The 16,114-nt window shown below is 60.8% G+C and carries 16 protein-coding genes; 3 read left to right on the top strand and 13 right to left on the bottom strand.

Features of this window, described 5'->3' with window-relative positions:
• Nucleotides 1-216 precede the first annotated feature (216 nt).
• Complete coding sequence (locus MHM84_RS19355; protein WP_239268310.1) at nt 217-1,008, top strand: outer membrane protein assembly factor BamD; 792 nt, start codon at nt 217-219, stop codon at nt 1,006-1,008.
• Nucleotides 1,009-1,050: 42 nt separating this feature from the next.
• On the opposite strand, the gene MHM84_RS19350 is transcribed toward MHM84_RS19355, so the two are convergent.
• Nucleotides 1,051-2,682 (bottom strand): NAD+ synthase, encoded by a 1,632-nt coding sequence (locus MHM84_RS19350; RefSeq protein WP_239268309.1) that lies wholly within the window; start codon nt 2,680-2,682, stop codon nt 1,051-1,053.
• A gap of 123 nt (nt 2,683-2,805) precedes the next feature.
• Between MHM84_RS19350 and MHM84_RS19345 the strand changes: the two genes are divergently transcribed.
• Nucleotides 2,806-3,066, top strand: coding sequence for a PP0621 family protein (locus MHM84_RS19345; RefSeq protein WP_239268308.1), 261 nt, complete (start codon nt 2,806-2,808; stop codon nt 3,064-3,066).
• 24 nt (nt 3,067-3,090) lie between these two features.
• Here MHM84_RS19345 and thiO read toward each other — a convergent pair whose 3' ends face one another.
• A complete protein-coding gene (gene thiO, locus MHM84_RS19340; protein WP_239268306.1) occupies nt 3,091-4,176 on the bottom strand; it encodes a glycine oxidase ThiO in 1,086 nt (361 codons plus the stop codon).
• 56 nt (nt 4,177-4,232) lie between these two features.
• Between thiO and MHM84_RS19335 the strand changes: the two genes are divergently transcribed.
• Nucleotides 4,233-4,805: a GspH/FimT family pseudopilin gene (locus MHM84_RS19335; RefSeq protein WP_239268304.1), complete on the top strand. Its 573-nt coding sequence runs from the start codon at nt 4,233-4,235 to the stop codon at nt 4,803-4,805.
• 29 nt (nt 4,806-4,834) lie between these two features.
• On the opposite strand, the gene MHM84_RS19330 is transcribed toward MHM84_RS19335, so the two are convergent.
• The 11 genes from MHM84_RS19330 to murJ all read right to left on the bottom strand — a co-directional run bounded on the left by MHM84_RS19330 (nt 4,835) and on the right by murJ (nt 16,005).
• Complete coding sequence (locus MHM84_RS19330) at nt 4,835-6,583, bottom strand: polymer-forming cytoskeletal protein (RefSeq protein ID WP_239268302.1); 1,749 nt, start codon at nt 6,581-6,583, stop codon at nt 4,835-4,837.
• A gap of 40 nt (nt 6,584-6,623) precedes the next feature.
• Nucleotides 6,624-7,112 carry a prepilin-type N-terminal cleavage/methylation domain-containing protein gene (locus MHM84_RS19325; RefSeq protein ID WP_239268300.1) on the bottom strand — a complete coding sequence of 163 codons (489 nt, stop codon included), beginning with the start codon at nt 7,110-7,112 and terminating at the stop codon, nt 6,624-6,626.
• On the bottom strand, nt 7,109-7,549 hold the full coding sequence (gene pilV, locus MHM84_RS19320) for a type IV pilus modification protein PilV (RefSeq protein WP_239268298.1): 441 nt from the start codon (nt 7,547-7,549) through the stop codon (nt 7,109-7,111). The genes MHM84_RS19325 and pilV overlap by 4 nt, the downstream gene beginning before the upstream one ends.
• A complete protein-coding gene (locus tag MHM84_RS19315; protein WP_239268295.1) occupies nt 7,542-8,000 on the bottom strand; it encodes a GspH/FimT family pseudopilin in 459 nt (152 codons plus the stop codon). Before MHM84_RS19315 ends, pilV begins: the two co-directional genes overlap by 8 nt.
• Nucleotides 7,987-8,382 (bottom strand): type IV pilin protein, encoded by a 396-nt coding sequence (locus tag MHM84_RS19310; protein ID WP_239268294.1) that lies wholly within the window; start codon nt 8,380-8,382, stop codon nt 7,987-7,989. Before MHM84_RS19310 ends, MHM84_RS19315 begins: the two co-directional genes overlap by 14 nt.
• A gap of 123 nt (nt 8,383-8,505) precedes the next feature.
• A complete protein-coding gene (ispH, locus tag MHM84_RS19305) occupies nt 8,506-9,459 on the bottom strand; it encodes a 4-hydroxy-3-methylbut-2-enyl diphosphate reductase (protein ID WP_239268292.1) in 954 nt (317 codons plus the stop codon).
• A 52-nt stretch (nt 9,460-9,511) separates the two neighbouring features.
• The gene (gene fkpB, locus MHM84_RS19300; protein WP_239268289.1) at nt 9,512-9,958 is read right to left on the bottom strand and encodes an FKBP-type peptidyl-prolyl cis-trans isomerase; all 447 of its coding nucleotides are present in this window, start codon (nt 9,956-9,958) and stop codon (nt 9,512-9,514) included.
• A 22-nt stretch (nt 9,959-9,980) separates the two neighbouring features.
• Complete coding sequence (gene lspA, locus MHM84_RS19295) at nt 9,981-10,499, bottom strand: signal peptidase II (RefSeq protein WP_239268288.1); 519 nt, start codon at nt 10,497-10,499, stop codon at nt 9,981-9,983.
• Nucleotides 10,492-13,344: an isoleucine--tRNA ligase gene (gene ileS, locus MHM84_RS19290; protein ID WP_239268286.1), complete on the bottom strand. Its 2,853-nt coding sequence runs from the start codon at nt 13,342-13,344 to the stop codon at nt 10,492-10,494. Before ileS ends, lspA begins: the two co-directional genes overlap by 8 nt.
• Entirely contained in the window at nt 13,341-14,414 is a 1,074-nt protein-coding gene (gene ribF, locus MHM84_RS19285; protein WP_239268285.1) for a bifunctional riboflavin kinase/FAD synthetase, read from the bottom strand. The genes ileS and ribF overlap by 4 nt, the downstream gene beginning before the upstream one ends.
• A 67-nt stretch (nt 14,415-14,481) precedes the next feature.
• Entirely contained in the window at nt 14,482-16,005 is a 1,524-nt protein-coding gene (gene murJ / locus MHM84_RS19280; protein WP_275445875.1) for a murein biosynthesis integral membrane protein MurJ, read from the bottom strand.
• Between the last annotated feature and the right edge of the window lie 109 nt (nt 16,006-16,114).

The raw sequence follows: 16,114 nt of genomic DNA, 5'->3' as shown, positions 1-16,114 counted from the left end.
CGGGCCTTTGCTTTATAGTGAGCCGGATTCGGCCAATTCGAGGCCCTGTACGACGCTCGACGCACATTGGCCAGACGAGGCGGAAGACAGCAAAAAGCGGAGTTTACCTGAGGTGAACGCGTAATTTGAGCCGTTTTTCCCAGTCGTAGGGTCGGGCACGAATGATCGTACACAGCCTAGCATGGCCCACGTAGATTGCTCGATACGAGGATGACGATGCGCGTTTTTTCCCTTGCTGCCATGGCGCTGACCGCCGCCCTCCTGGCCGGCTGCGCCAGCAACGAGGTCGCCCCCGACCTGCAGGAACAAGAGCTTTATCAACAGGCCCAGTCCTCACTGGATGCAGGGCGCTATACCCGGGCCGTCGATCAGCTCGAAGCCCTGGATACCCGGTTTCCCTTCGGCAACTATGCCGAGCAGGCCCAGCTCGAGCTGATCTACGCCTATTATCAGGTCGACAACTGGGAAGCCGCCCGCGCCGCCGCCAGCCGTTTCATCCGTCTGCATCCGGACCACCCTCAGGTCGACTACGCCTATTACATGCGCGGTCTGGCCGCCTACCAGGCGGGACGCTTCAGCCTCGAGGGCATGGAATTGATCGACATTTCCAAGCGCGACCTGGGCGCCTCGCGCGATGCCTACGTGGACTTCGGCGAGCTGGTGCGTCGCTATCCCGATAGTCCTTACGCCGCAGATGCACGCCAGCGCATCATCTACCTGCGCAACGTCATGGCGCGTCATGAGCTGCAGGTCGCCGATTTCTATTTGCGCAAAGGCGCCTATGTCGCCGCCGTCGAGCGCGGTCGCTGGGTCATCGAGCATTACCCCCAGGCTGTCGCCACGCGCGATGCCCTGGCGGTGATGGTCGAAGGCTATCTGGGCATGGAGATGCGCGATCGCGCCAGAGAAGTACTGGCCACGCTGATCGAGAACGACCCCGACAATGCACGACTCGACGGGAACACGTTCGAGCCCGAGCACGTCGACGCCGAGCCGCTCAGTCTGTAATTGCGAGGCTTCGGCAGCCTAACATCCGCCGAAGCCCGTCGCTCACTCGCCGGGCTGCCAGCCGTTGACCACAGGATAGCGCCGGTCGCGCCCGAAGCCGCGCACCGTGACGCGGACACCGATCGGTGCCTGGCGCCGCTTGTATTCGCTACGATCGACCAGCTTCACGACCTTGTAGACGTCCTCGGACGCGAACCCGGCATCGATGATCGACTCGGCGCTCATGTCGCCCTCGATGTAGCGCTCGAGAATGGCATCGAGGACGTCGTAGCCGGGTAGCGAATCGCTGTCCTGCTGATCCGGCGCCAGCTCCGCCGACGGCGGACGCGTGATGACCCGCTCGGGAATTGCCGCCCCCTGGGCGTTGCGCCACTTGGCCAGGCGATACACCCACGTCTTGTAGACATCCTTCAGTGCATTGTAGCCCCCCACCATGTCGCCGTAGAGCGTGGCGTAGCCGACCGCCATCTCGCTCTTGTTGCCGGTAGTCAGGACCATCAATCCTTTCTTGTTGGAGAGCGCCATCAGCAGCACACCGCGGCAGCGCGACTGCAGGTTCTCCTCGGCGGTGTCCTTCTCGGTGCCCGCAAAGCTTTCGGCGAGCGTCTCGGTGAACGCCTCGACCATCGGCGCGATCGGCAGCACCTCGTAGTTGACGCCGAGCATGCGTGCCTGCTCGGCGGCGTCGGCCTGGGAGATTTCCGCCGTGTAGTGGTAGGGCATCATCACTGCATGCACGCGCTCGGGCCCCAGCGCATCCACGGCAATGGCCAGGGACAGCGCCGAGTCGATACCGCCCGACAGGCCGAGAACCACGCCCTTGAAACCACTCTTGTTGACGTAGTCGCGAAGCCCGGTGACCAGTGCGCAATACAGGTTGTCCTCGGTTTCCGCCAACGGCTCGCACTCCCCCGGCTCGGGGTGCCACGCGCCATCGCGTTGCACGAAACGCACCGGCATCAACCCCACCTGCCAATGCGGCGCCTGTACGCACAGCTTGCCCTCGGCACTGACCACCAGCGAACCGCCATCGAACACCAACTCGTCCTGACCGCCGATCTGGTTGACGTAGACCAGCGGCCGCTGGACCTCCCGAGCCCGTTCGGCCAGCAGGTCGATGCGCTCGGCGGCCTTGTTCTGGTGGAACGGCGAAGCGTTGAGGGTCACCAGCACGTCGGCGCCCGCCTCCTCGGCCTGACGCACGGGCTTGCCTTCCCAGATGTCTTCGCAGACCAATATGCCCAGCCGGATACCGTGATGCTCGATGACCAGCGGGCGGTTTCCGGAAGTGAAGTAGCGGCGCTCGTCGAATACCTGATAGTTGGGCAGCGCCTGTTTGGCGTATTCGCCCAGCCATTCGCCGTTATAGAGTACGCCCGCCAGATTGTAGTAATCGCCATCCCTGCGCCCCGGATAGCCGACGATGACCATCACGTCACGGGCCACCTTGGCGGCCATTCGCTGGCGGGCTTCGGCCAACCGGGTTTCCACCGAGGCACGTAGTAACAAATCTTCTGGAGGGTAGCCGGTCAGGAAAAGCTCGGGCAGCACCACGACATCGGCCTTGTGTTCGATGCGCGCCTCGCGGACGGCTTCGATGGCACGATCGGTATTGCCGGGAATGTCCCCGACCAGGGGGTCCAGTTGGGCCATTACCAGAGTCAGCTCTTGCATGACGAGTGGCTTCCTTGAATTGGCTGGGACGAGAGAGGTCTATAAGATAAGCGTCTCGACTCATTGTCCCGCAAGGTCAGCTCGGAGGCAAAATGCCTGCCGACCATAGGGAGTCAGCCTAGGATGAATCTTTTGATTATACGTCTGGTCATCTTCGTGGTGCTGTTCTGGGCCGGTCTCAAGCTCTACCGCATGTACCGCGAGTGGAAGCTGTCGCAGGACGAAGAGACCCATCGTCAACAGCAACTCGACAATGGCCGCATGGTGCGCTGCAGTTTCTGCCGGGTGCATCTGCCCGAAGACGAGGCCCTGAGCCAGGAAGGGCGCTGGTTCTGCAGCCGTGAGCACCGTGACCGCTTTCTCGAACGGCAGCCCCCGGCCTGACAGCCCCGCCTCGGCAGGCGCTGCCTAGACGCCCAACCGATACGGTTCGGGATCGAGAATCGGCGTGCGCCCCAGCAATTGATCGACCAGCAGGTGCGTCGATGCCGGTGCCAGCACCAGTCCATTGCGATAGTGGCCGGCATTGACGTGCAGTCCCTCGATGCCAGGCACGGCGCCGATGAAGGGAATACCATCCGGCGACCCCGGACGCAGCCCCGCCCAGTGGTGCTCCACCGGACACTCCGACAGGGCGGGGATGATGCGCAATGCACTTTCGTAAAGCGAGTCGCGCGCCTCGGCGGTGACGGCCTTGTCGTACCCCGTCTCCTCTAGGGTCGACCCGGCCAGTATCCGTCCGTCATTGCGCGGGATGACGTAGCGGCCATCCATCAATACCACGCGCTCCACCAACCCCGGCGGGGCCTTGAACAGGATCATCTGGCCCTTCACCGGACGTACCGGCAAAGCCACGCGCGCAGTTTCCAGCAATTGGCCGGCCCAGGCGCCGCCGCAGACGATCACGCACTCGGCATCGAACCGCTCCTCTCGGCTGGCCACCCCGATGACACGCTCCCTGTCGATCATGAGACGCTCGACCGCTATACCCTCGCGCAGGTCGACTTTCGGCATCGCTTCCAGACGGGCGCGCAGGGCCTGACCCAGCCGCGGGTTGCGAATGCTGCCCAGTGTCGGCATCCAAAGCCCGCCATCGAATCCCGGCGCAGCCTGTGGCTCCTTGGCATAGAGGAAGTCGGCGCCGACCCGCTCCAGCGGCTTGCCGACCTCACGTGCCCAATCCAATGCCCGAGCTTCGTCATCGACGCGCAGATAGAGCAACCCCTTCTGACGATACTCCGGATCGATACCCGTCTCTTCCAGCAAGCGCAGCGACAGCTCGGGATAAAACCCCTCGGACCAACGCGACAGCTGGGAAATGGGCATGCTGTAGCGCCAGGGATACAATGGCGAGACGATACCGCCTCCGGCCCAGGACGCCTCGCGCCCGCACACACCCCGTTCGATCAACGTCACCCGGTGGCCGGCATCGGCCAGTTGCAAGGTCGTCATCATGCCGATGACGCCACCGCCCACTACCAGAAAATCTCTCACGACAGGTTCCGCCCTCGCTTACATGGGTTTCTCTCTGCATCACGCACAATGCAGCGATGCAAAAAGATACCACTCACGCCCCATGGATGCCCCCGGGTGCGACACTACGGAACCGGACTCGCCGGGCAGTCACGAGCCAGACCGGGTTCACCCTGATCGAACTGCTGGTGGCGATGGGGGTACTGGCGATCATGGCAACCTGGGCGGTGCCCAGCTACCAGCAATTCGTGGCACGCAATGAGGTGGCGGCTGAGGTGATGCGGATCAGGACGGCGCTGGCGATGGCCAGGAATGCGGCGATTACGAGACGGACTACGGTTACGGTTTGTCCCAGTGCGGACCGGTTAACTTGCTCCAGTGGAGATTGGACAGCGCCGCTGGTCGTAATAGAAGGAAGAGCGAAAGGAGGAGATATCTCTGACAGCGAGATACTGAAAATCTTCGATGGCAGCCATGCGACATCGATAACCTACCGCAAGGATGGCCGCCCCATACGCTATGGCATGCTGGGCTGGCCCACGAGTCACAATGGCACATTCCGCATTTGCATGAAGCAAGGCACGGAAACGCAGGTCATTGTGAGTAATTTAGGGCGTGTTTCAGTAAAAAACACCCAGACCTTTCATTAACTCTCTGCTCAAATACCAAGATGCTCCAATTATATACAGGAAGACGTATCTTCAGCGCAGAAGCCGACCAGAACAGGATCGTTATTCTCACCTTCTCCGCCTCCTCCGACATCACTCTCTAAGAGGGCCTCGTCGAAGTGCACCCCATCACCTCCAGACACTGTCAAGTTTTTAACATGCATGGCGCCAAAAAAGCCTCCTCCTGCATTAACTTCAACTGTTGAATAAGGTGCATATATCGACCCATAAAACTTCGCCGCACCGGAAATACTCACATCACCAGTCGTGTACAAAGAGAATATAGGGTTATTATCATCATCGACGACATTGGAACCACTGTCTGTATCTACATCTATCACAAGCTTGTCTGCATCCAAGCTTTGGCGAAAACTTCCCTTGGTCACTATTTTAAGCTTGGTTCCTTCCCCCTTTATTTTAAAGGTAGCTCCTCCGCCTAGATCGACATCCCCATCCACAAACAAAACAATGGGCTTTCCGCCAGAAACTTCAAACATTGCACCCCCACCGACATTCAAGGAGTCCAGCCTTACCACTGCGGCCTGCTCTCCCATGAACGCGACTTCATCATGCAAGGCGCCTCCTTCACTCCTCGAACCGGCAAGGAGCTGATAACTTCTGCCATTATCGACATTTAAAGCGCCTAAAGATTCAACATCCTCAAGAGATGCTATCCCCCCCGCTAAGTTAAGAAAATCGCACTGCCGTTCTTTTATGCTTTCGACAGGTAAAACATCGACATTACCCGTCTTCCTGTTAGGCACCTGGACATCCAGCCCACCGCCACCTTGTGAAACAAATTCTCCTGCCTGCGCAAGACCATATATTCTCTGACTCCAGCCACTGGTCGTTATGCTCTTCACGGCATTTACATTTCCCTTTATCTGCCCTCCGTCACCAGTATGCAGGGCACCAGCAGAAGCAACGTTTCCGTTTATGACAGCGCCCCAACTTTCCATAATGACATCTCTATCAGATGTCACGCCGCCCCCGACGGTTGTTGAGTTACCTAACCTCACGTTGCCCTTGGCTGATATATCTCCCGTCACTTGGCTTGACCCAAGGACACTGACATCACCATTGGCCCTTATATTGCCAATGATTCTTGAGCCTCCCCCTAGAATTTCCACAGAACTGCGGGAAAGTATATTCCCGTAGAGCTGTGTACCTCCCCGGGAGATTTTCATGTTCACCCCATCACTCGAGACGATGCCAATATTAGCCAGACTCCTTTTAGAGTTACTACCACCATACCCCCCCGCCACTCTGGAGTCATAACTATCCATGAAATCCGCATTAAAATTCAGGCTCTCACAAGCAACAGGGCCAACAAAAACTGGTTCCCCGGGGACGGCCATTGAATAATAAGAGTATGCAACCCTGCTTGCAGTATCCCTATCCGCCATGCCTACGCTTTCTACCGAAAAATGCCGCTCATCTATCTTCTTTAAACTTCTTATTTCATAGTGGGATGACGCATAGCTGCCATTTTTCCATGCTCCCTCAAGGCTAAGCTTATCACCGGTACCTTTTGCCGCAAACTCTTTGTAAAATTCTTCCTTAAAAGCGCCTTCTTGCACAATACCATGGAAGTTGGAAAGCCCGGACTCTGCTGCCATTTGGGCCTGCGTAATCGCCCGGTAGTTACCCGCCACCCGCTCATCAATCAGTGAAGACTGCACACTGGAGAGCCCCAGCATCAAGGAAACCGTCAGCAGAACGAGGACGACGATCAGCGCTGCACCCTGTTGTCCTTTCATTGCGCCCTCTTGTAAGATAGCGTTTATTCGTGGAAACGGCTTAGAATCGCCCATGCCTATTCTGCGCATGAAAGACAATCTCGGACTCACCATTCAGCTCGAAAGTTATTTTAAAAAAACCTTTACCCAAAGGATCGACTGAAAACGAATCCACATCCCTAAAGCCACTCACTACCGGCTGCCAGCCCTCGCCATATATATTCAGCCTGAGCGACACACTTCCAATATCAGAATAATATTTAAGCCCATAATAACGACATTTCCCTTCAACACTTAACGACAGTTCAAAATCATTCTCTTCAAAATCATCACAAGTTTTTCTGATATCCGCACGCCGTATATCACGTATCAGCATGTCTGCCGCGTAGGTCAGTGCAGCCTGCCTATCGCTTAACGCTTCAATGTCTTTAAAATTCTGAAATCCTGTTAAATAGAGCTGCCCGGCCCCCAACATGATCAACAAGCCGATCAGCAGAGCGACCATCAGCTCCACCAGAGTGAAGCCGGCGTTACTGGCTTTGCACTTCATGATCCCACTGTTCCCTTGGGTAGGCGCGCCCTGTAGGTGAAGACGGGCGACGACTCTGCGTCACCGAAGCGCTGATCGTTCCACTTGACTTGAATGTCGTAGATGCAATCGCCGGTGGGGCCGCTGGCGATGGGCTCCTGCAAGCCTGGGAGAAAAGTTTGCCATCGCGTTACCCATCGCTTGTCTTCGAGCAGCGAGATCGGCGGGCATGTACTGCTAGTCATGTCCACACCGGACCAAAGAATCTCGACCGCATCTTGCGCCGCCAACGAGGCGATGGCGCGCTGGTAGCCGGCATGTGCACTCTGTAGTGACTTGAGCTGCATGCCCGCTACGCCCAGCAGCCCGATCGCCAGCACCAACAGCGCCACCAAAGCTTCGACCAAGGTGAAGCCACGCGCGCTACGGGAAGCCGGCGACCTCGGATAGCTATCCATTGCTGCAGTCGTCCGTTTGCGATGCCCTCAATCCACCGGCCGGAGAAAGCGCGAAACGCAGCGTATTACCGCCGGCCAGTACCGCACAGATACGATCACCGGAGTTGTCGGCCAGATGCCCCAGAGCAGTGAAGGTGATCGCGCCTGCGGGCAACGTCAGTGTCGCTTGGCGGGCAAGGTCGATGTGCCGTAGCGTCGCGCCTTGTGCTTGTATCTGAAGGTCGCCGCCCGTTTCACTCAATGACACGGGCAAACGGCGCTTGATGGCCTCACTGCGGGCCAGGTTGAGGCCGCCTCTTATGTCAATTGCCATGGCGGACTCCCGGTTGCTTGCCACCCACTGCTGAATGCCGGGCACCGCGATCGTAGCCAGGAGTACCGCTACACCCAGCGTGACGAGCAACTCGATCAGCGTGAACCCCGCCTGCCGAGTGAGGCTACCAGCACTCATCCTGACTCCCCGACGTTCCCGTGAAGCCCCGGGCGCCTGTCTGGTCCAGCGTGAAGTTGCCGCAGGCATCGCCCAACTGGGCGTTCTGGGGGCTCGCCGTCAGCGTGTATTGCGCCGCCGAGGACACGATCTTGACGGTGTAGTAGCGCTCTTCCGAGGAGAGTTCCCCCGAGGGGCATGCACCGCCCTGATAACTGTTTTGCGTCGTATAGCAGCGCTCCAGTTGCCCGGCGATCTCCACCAGCATGGCCTGGGCATCCGTCCGTCTGGATTCCTGCACATAGCGCGTGTAGCTGGGATAGGCGATAGCGGCCAGGATGCCGATGATCACGACGACGATCATCAACTCGATCAGAGTGAAGCCACCCTCGCGTCCCCGCATCACGTCACCTGCGCTCGATAGTTTTGTTTCAGTATGTATCACTCTATACGAGCCTGTCAGCCGACCATCCATAAAAAAGTCGGGCCTGGGCCCGACTTTTCATTGAATTGCCGATGAGTCTTCTCAACTGCTGACGATGACCTGCTCGCGCAATTCACGGGGCATCGAGAAGACGATGGTTTCTTCGCGGCCCTCGAGTTCCTGTGGCAACTCGGCGCCCAGTTCGCGCAGGCGCTCGATCACGCCTTGCACCAGCACTTCCGGGGCGCTGGCGCCGGCAGTGATGCCGATCGTCTCGACCCCCTCCAGCCAACTTTCGTCGATGATGCTGGCATCATCGATGAGTTGTGCCGGCGTGCCCATGCGTTCGGCCAGTTCGCGCAGGCGGTTGGAATTGGAACTGTTGACGCTGCCCACCACCAGAACCAGATCACTCCCTTCGGCCAGCTCGCGCACGGCGTCCTGACGATTCTGTGTGGCGTAGCAGATGTCGTCCTTGCGTGGCCCCTGGATCGCCGGGAACTTGGCGCGTAGCGCATCGATGACCTTGGCAGTGTCGTCCATCGACAGGGTGGTCTGGGTGACGAAGGCCAAGCCCTCGGGATTGTGGACTTGAAGTGCCTCGACATCGGCCTCGTCCTCGACCAGGTAGATGGCGCCGCCATGCGAGGTGTCATAGCGGCCCATGGTGCCTTCCACTTCGGGATGGCCGGCATGGCCGATGAGAATGCACTCCTGGCCGCGCTTGGCGTAACGCAGGACTTCCATATGCACCTTGGTCACCAGCGGACAGGTGGCATCGAAGATCTTGAGGCCGCGCCGCTCGGCTTCCTGCTGGACGGCCCGCGACACGCCGTGGGCGGAGAAGATCACCGTGACATCATCGGGAACCTCGTCGAGTTCCTCGACGAAGATCGCCCCGCGGTTGCGCAGCGTCTCCACCACGAAGCGATTGTGCACGACTTCATGACGCACGTAGATGGGTGGCCCCAGCACGTCCAAGGCGCGGTTGACGATCTCGATGGCACGGTCGACACCGGCACAGAAGCCGCGGGGGTTGGCCAGCTTGATCTGCATGTAAAGCCTCGCTTGATACGCTCGGTATCGTGGCGGAAAAATGAAACGTCCGTCAGTGGGTAGTGACCGGCTTCACCTCAATGACCTCCACGTCGAAGGTCAGGGTACGCCCGGCCAACGGATGATTGAAGTCCACGTCCACGTGGGTGTCGTCGATACTGGCGATAACGCCCGGCAGCTCGCCGCCCGCCGCATCGGAAAACGACATCACCAGCCCTTCCTCCAGTTCCGGCCCCTCGAAACTATCGCGCGGAATGCGCTGCACGTTCTGCGGGTTGTGCTGGCCGAATGCGTGCTCGGGCGAGATGGTATAGCTGCCGGTGTCGCCGTCGGTCAGTCCCTTGATCGGCGACTCGAATCCCGGGGGCAGGTTGCCGTCCCCATACTGGAACGTCGCCGGCTGCTTGTCACGGGTCGAGTCGACCACCGAGCCGTCCTCGAGCTTGAGGGTGAAGTGCAGGGTGACTTCCATGCCGTCGCCGATACGATATTCGCTCATCATTTGCGTCCTGTATTCGAGATCAAGACCGCGAGGCCTTGTCACGTTCCCCGCGCGCATCGCGCAGGGACTCGATAATCATGCCGATGGCTCCCAACGTAATGGCCGTATCGGCCAGGTTGAAGGCCGGGAAATAGTGGCTCTGCCAATGGAAGGATAGGAAATCCACGACATAACCGTGAACCAGTCGGTCGTAAAGGTTGCCCAGCGCTCCGCCGATCACCAGCGCCAGCGATGCGGCCATCAGTTTCTCGTGGGCCCTGAGACGTGTCAGCCATATGGTCAGTCCGATGCTCGCGCCGATGGCAATGAACGCGAAAAGCCAACGCTGCCAGCCATCGTGCTCTGCCAGAAAGCTGAAAGCGGCGCCGGTATTGTGCAGTAGCGTCAGATTGAAGACCGGCAGAACCACGACCGGCTGGCCATAAGTCAGCAAGCTGCTGGCCAACGCCTTGGTGCCCAGGTCGAGAACGACCACCGCGACCGACAGCCACAGCCAGCGCAACGGATGAGCCATCGGCTTGGCCTGCGACTCAAGCATAGTGACGCTCTTCACCGGACCCCTCCGGCAGGTTACTGATGCAACGCCCGCACAGGTCGGGATGCTCGGCATGGCTGCCCACATCCTCACGGTGATGCCAGCAGCGCTCACACTTGGCGTGAGAGCTGGCTGCCACTGCCACCCTGAGGTTCTCCAGATCGGTCGCCTCGGCACTGCTGGCCTCGGCATTCTCCAGCGACGCCAGATGCACTTCGCTGGTCAGCAGCACGAAGCGCAGCTCCCGGCCCAGGCGGCCCAGGGTTTCACGCAACGTGTCGTCGACGTAGAGCGTCACCTCGGCAGCCAGGCCACTCTTGATGACCTTGGCATTGCGCGCGTCTTCCAGGCATTTGTTGACGGCCTGTTTGACCTCGAGCACCTGTTCCCAGAACTCGCGACCGAACACGGCATCGTCGGCCAAGGTCTGCAGGTCCGTATAGAACGTCTCGAGCAGCACGCTCGGCTTGCGCTCGCCGGGGATATGCTCGTAGATCTCTTCGGCAGTGAACGACAGAATCGGCGCCACCCAGCGCGCCAATGCCTCGACGACGCGATAGAGCGCCGTCTGGCAACTGCGCCGCGCCAGGGAATCAGCCTGGGTGGTGTACTGACGATCCTTGATCACGTCGAGGTAGAAACCGCCCAGCTCACGGGCACAGAAGGTGTGCACCTGCTGGTAGACATCCAGGAAGCGATAGTCGCTGTAGGCCGTCTCGATACGTGCCTGGAGCTGGGCGGCCCGGTCGACCACCCACTGGTCCAAGGCCAGCATGTCTTCGAAGGCCACGGCATCGCGCTGGGCATCGAAACCATTCAGGTTGGCCAGCAGGAAGCGCGCCGTGTTGCGGATGCGCCGGTAAACGTCGGCAGTACGCTTGAGAATCTCGTCGGAGACCGCCATCTCGCCGGAATAATCGGTGGAAGCAACCCACAACCGCAGGATATCGGCGCCCAGCTTGTCCATTACCTCCTGCGGTGCGACCACGTTGCCCACCGACTTGGACATCTTGCGCCCCTGGGCATCGACGGTGAAGCCGTGGGTCAGCAGCCCCTTATAGGGCGGATGACCGTCGATGGCACAGCCGGTCAGCAACGAGGAATGGAACCAGCCGCGGTGCTGGTCGGAGCCTTCCAGGTAGAGGTCGGCCGCCGGCCCTTCGCCCTGTTCGGGGTGGTCGAAAACGGCAGCATGGGAGCCACGCAGCACATGCCAATGTGTCGTGCCGGAATCGAACCACACGTCGAGCGTGTCGGTGACCTTTTCGTAGTTGGCGGCCTCGTCACCCAGCAGCTCGGCGGGATCGAGACGGAACCAGGCATCGATGCCCTCCTTCTCGATGCGGTTTGCCACGGCGTCCATCAACTCGACGGTACGCGGATGCAGTTCACCGCTGGCCCGATCGAGGAAGAACGGGATCGGCACCCCCCAGTTGCGCTGGCGCGAGATGCACCAGTCCGGCCGGTTGGCGATCATCGAGTGCAGGCGCGCCTTGCCCCAGGACGGCACGAACTGAGTCGCTTCGATGCCTTCCAGTGCGCGCTGGCGCAGCGTTCTGCCGTCCTGCCCCTCGATATCCATGCCCACGAACCACTGGGCCGTGGCGCGGTAGATCACCGGGGTCTTGTGGCGCCAGCAGTGCATGTAGCTGTGGCTGATCTTTTCGTGGGCCAGCAGCGCACCGACCTCCTCGAGCTTGGCGACGACCTGCGGATTGGCCTTCCAGATCATCTGCCCGCCGAAGAACGGCAGATCGTCGACATAAACGCCGTCGCCCATGACGGGATTCTTGATCTCCTCGAATTCCATGCCATAGGCGCGGCATGTCATGAAGTCGTCCACGCCGTAGGCCGGGGCGGAGTGCACGATACCGGTACCCGCGTCGGTTTCCACGTAATCGCCCAGATAAACCGGCGACAGGCGGTCGTAGAACGGATGACGGAAACGCAGGTTCTCGAGCTTGGCCCCGGTCGTGGTGGCCACCGCCTCGCCCTGCAGCCCGAAACGCTGCAGGCAGCTCTCGACCAGCGCCTCGGCCAGCACCAGCAGGCGCTCCCCGGTGTCGACCAGCGCATAGCTGACGTCGGGATGCACGTTGAGCGCCTGGTTGGCGGGAATGGTCCACGGCGTGGTGGTCCAGATTACCACGGCGGCCGGCTGGGAAAGCCGCTCGAGGCCGAAGGCCGCGGCCAGCGCCGAGGCGTCGTCGGCCGCGAAGGCGACATCGACGGCATCGGATTGCTTGTCGGCATACTCGACTTCGGCCTCGGCAAGCGCCGAGCCGCAGTCGAAGCACCAGTTGACCGGCTTGAGCCCCTTGAATACGTAGCCGTGCCGAACCATCTCGGCCAGCGCACGGACTTCGCCGGCCTCATTGACGAAGTCCATGGTGCGATAGGGACGCTCCCAGTCGCCGATCACGCCAAGGCGCACGAAATCGGTCATCTGACCCTGGATCTGCTCCGCGGCGTATTCACGGCACAGCGCACGCGCCTCGTCGGGCGGCAGGTGCTTGCCATGCGTCGTCTCGACCTTGTGTTCGATGGGCAGACCATGGCAGTCCCAGCCCGGCACATAGGGTGCGTCGAAACCGGCCAGGCCCTTCGACTTGACGATGATGTCCTTGAGAATCTTGTTGACGGCGTGACCGATGTGGATGCTGCCATTGGCGTAGGGAGGGCCATCGTGCAGCACGAACGTCTTGCGGCCCTGGCCCGCCTCGCGCAGGCGCTGATAGAGGTCGATTTCCTGCCAGCGCTGGATGCGTGCCGGTTCGCGCTTGGGCAGGTTGCCACGCATGGGGAAATCGGTTTCAGGCAGGTTCAGGGTATGCTTATAGTCGCTCATGGGGTCCCATCATCGTCGCGTCCGACGGGCGCTGCGCCCGCCGGGGAGTCAGTATTCACTGCGATCGGTGCCAGCGGCGCCGATGCCAGATATCGTGTCCAGTCCTGCTCATCGTTGCCGGTCGGGGCAGCCCGGTCCTCGAACCATTCCTTGAAATAGTACCGTGCCAGGGCCTGATCGGCGTAGATCTGGCGCTTGAGCGCCTCCAGCCCGTCGAAGGTCTTTTCGCCACGCAGCCGGGCACAGGGGAAAACCTCGAGCCGCTGACCGTAGATGTCGCCATCGAAATCGAACAGATGCACCTCGAGCACGGGGCGTGGCGAACCTACCGTGGGGCGCCAGCCGATATTCGCCACACCGCTGCGGACGCGGCCGTCCGCGAGGCGTGCGATCACTGCATAGACACCGCGTAGCGTCAGCGGTCCGGGCAATAGCGGCAGATTCGCGGTGGGTACGCCAATCGTGCGCCCCAACTTCTGGTCGGCCACCACGCGCCCGCAGTAACGATAGGGGCGTCCCAGCATGCGTGCCGCTTGTGCGAAGTTACCGCTCGCCAACAGGCTGCGGACCCGGGTGCTCGATACCCGCTCGTTATCGAGCAGGAATGTCCGGGTATGTTCCACGCCGAAGCCGCGCTCCTCGCCGACCCGCACCAACAGCCCGAAATCGCCGACCCGATCGCAACCGAAACGGAAGTCGTCTCCCACGACCAGGTGACGCACGCCGAGCCCCTGAATCAGAATGTCATCGATGAACTGATGTGCCGTGAGACTACGCAGAGCATCGTTGAACGGCAAACAAACAATGCGCTCGGCGCCGTACGAGGCCAACAGCTTCGCCTTGTCACGCAGGCGGGTGAGACGCGGCGGGGCCTGATCGCCGGCAAAGAACTCCTGCGGCTGGGGCTCGAATACCACCACCGTCACTGGCAAGCCGAGCGCCACGGCCCGGTCGCGCAACTGATCGAGAATCGCCTGATGACCGCGATGCACCCCATCGAAGTTGCCAATGGTGGCGACACAGCCCCGGTGATGCTCGCGCAAATTGTGCAAACCGCGGATCAGTTCCATGTGTCGTTCACGCGTCGATAAAAGGTGCAATTATAACGAAGGTGCCAAGCCTTGGCAGCCGCGTCCCCTAGCCGTTCAGCCGGAAGTGGCGCAGACGAATGCCGCTCGCGACCAGCCAGGCGAAATAGACGCCGGCCCCGCCGATGACCAGTCCACCCAACGCCAGGGCACGCTGCCATACGCTCCACGCCAACCAGGCCTGCCAGTCCGGCGAACACCACCATAGCCCCGCCGTCAATACTGCGCAGCCACCACCCAACTGCCAGGCATAACGCCCCCAGCCCGGCTGGAACACCAGCACGCCCTGACGACGCAGGCCACGCGCCAGCAATCCGGCATTCAGGAAAGCCGACAATGCCGTGGCCAGGGCCAGGCCGGCATGCGCCAATGGCAGGATCAATAGCAGATTGAAGACCATGTTGGCAGCCATGGCGATCATGCCGATCTTGACCGGCGTGGCCGTATCCTGGCGCGCAAAGAAACCGGGCGCGAGTACCTTGATCAGCATGAAGGCGACCAGGCCCAGAGCGTAGGCTCGCAGACTCATCGCCGCCATGGCGATGTCGTGATCGGTCATCGCTCCATAATGGAACAGGCTGATCAGCAGCGGTTCGGCCAGTACCGCCAGCGCCAGCGCCGCCGGCAAGCCGATCAGCAATACCGCGCGGATCGCCCAGTCGAGCATCCTGGCGAAGTGTTCAGTAGACTGCTCCGCATGTCGCTTGGATAGCGCCGGCAGGATCACCGTGGCGATGGCGATACCGAAGACTCCCAGCGGTAACTCGACCAGGCGGTCGGAATAGTACAGCCAGGACACGCTGCCTGCGGCCAGAAATGACGCCAGTACCGTGTCGAGCAGCAGATTGATCTGCGACACCGAAACCCCAAACAGGGCCGGCGTCATCAGCCTGAGGATACGCCTTACCCCGGGGTGGCGAAAATTGGGCCACGGCGTCGGCATCAGCCCCAGGCGCGCCAGGAACGGTACCTGAAAAGCCAGTTGCGCTGCACCGGCAATCAACACCCCCCAAGCCAACGCCATCGATGGCACCGACATCAATGGCGTCAGCCACAGCGCCGCGCCGATCAACGAGACATTGAGCAGTACCGGCGTGAACGCCGGGATCGCAAAGCGATTCCAGGTATTGAGCACGCTCCCCGAAAAAGCCGTCAGCGAGATGAGCAGCAGGTAGGGAAACGTCAGCTGCAGCATCTCGGCGGTCAGCTCAAGCTTTTCAGGATCGCGTCCAAAGCCCGGCGCAAACAGCCAGGCCAGCCAGGGCGACAGGCCAATGGCAGCCGCAGTGATCAGCGCCAACACCACCGTCAGGCTGCCGGACACGGCATCGAGCAGCTCACGCACCTCCGCCCGGGAGCGCTGGGTGGCGTACTCGGAGAGCACCGGCACGAAAGCCTGGTTGAACGCCCCTTCGGCAAACAACCGACGCATGAAGTTGGGAATCTTGAATGCGACGAAGAACGCATCCGCCCCACTTCCCGCCCCGAACAGCGCCGCAATGACCACGTCGCGGGCCAGTCCAAGGACGCGCGACAGCATGGTCATCGTGCTGACGACCAGGCCGGAACGCAGCAACCCGGTACGTACCGGCCGAGCATCCGCGGGGGGCGTTTGCGCCTGCCCCGGTGTCGACGCGGGACTGCCCGACGCCCAATCGCCCGCCGACGGCGATGTCGGTGCT

Source organism: Halomonas sp. McH1-25 (assembly GCF_022348165.1).
In the GTDB taxonomy this organism is placed as follows: domain Bacteria; phylum Pseudomonadota; class Gammaproteobacteria; order Pseudomonadales; family Halomonadaceae; genus Modicisalibacter.
Note: the sequence above shows the minus strand (reverse complement) of the source record. Positions and strands in the feature narration are given on the sequence as shown.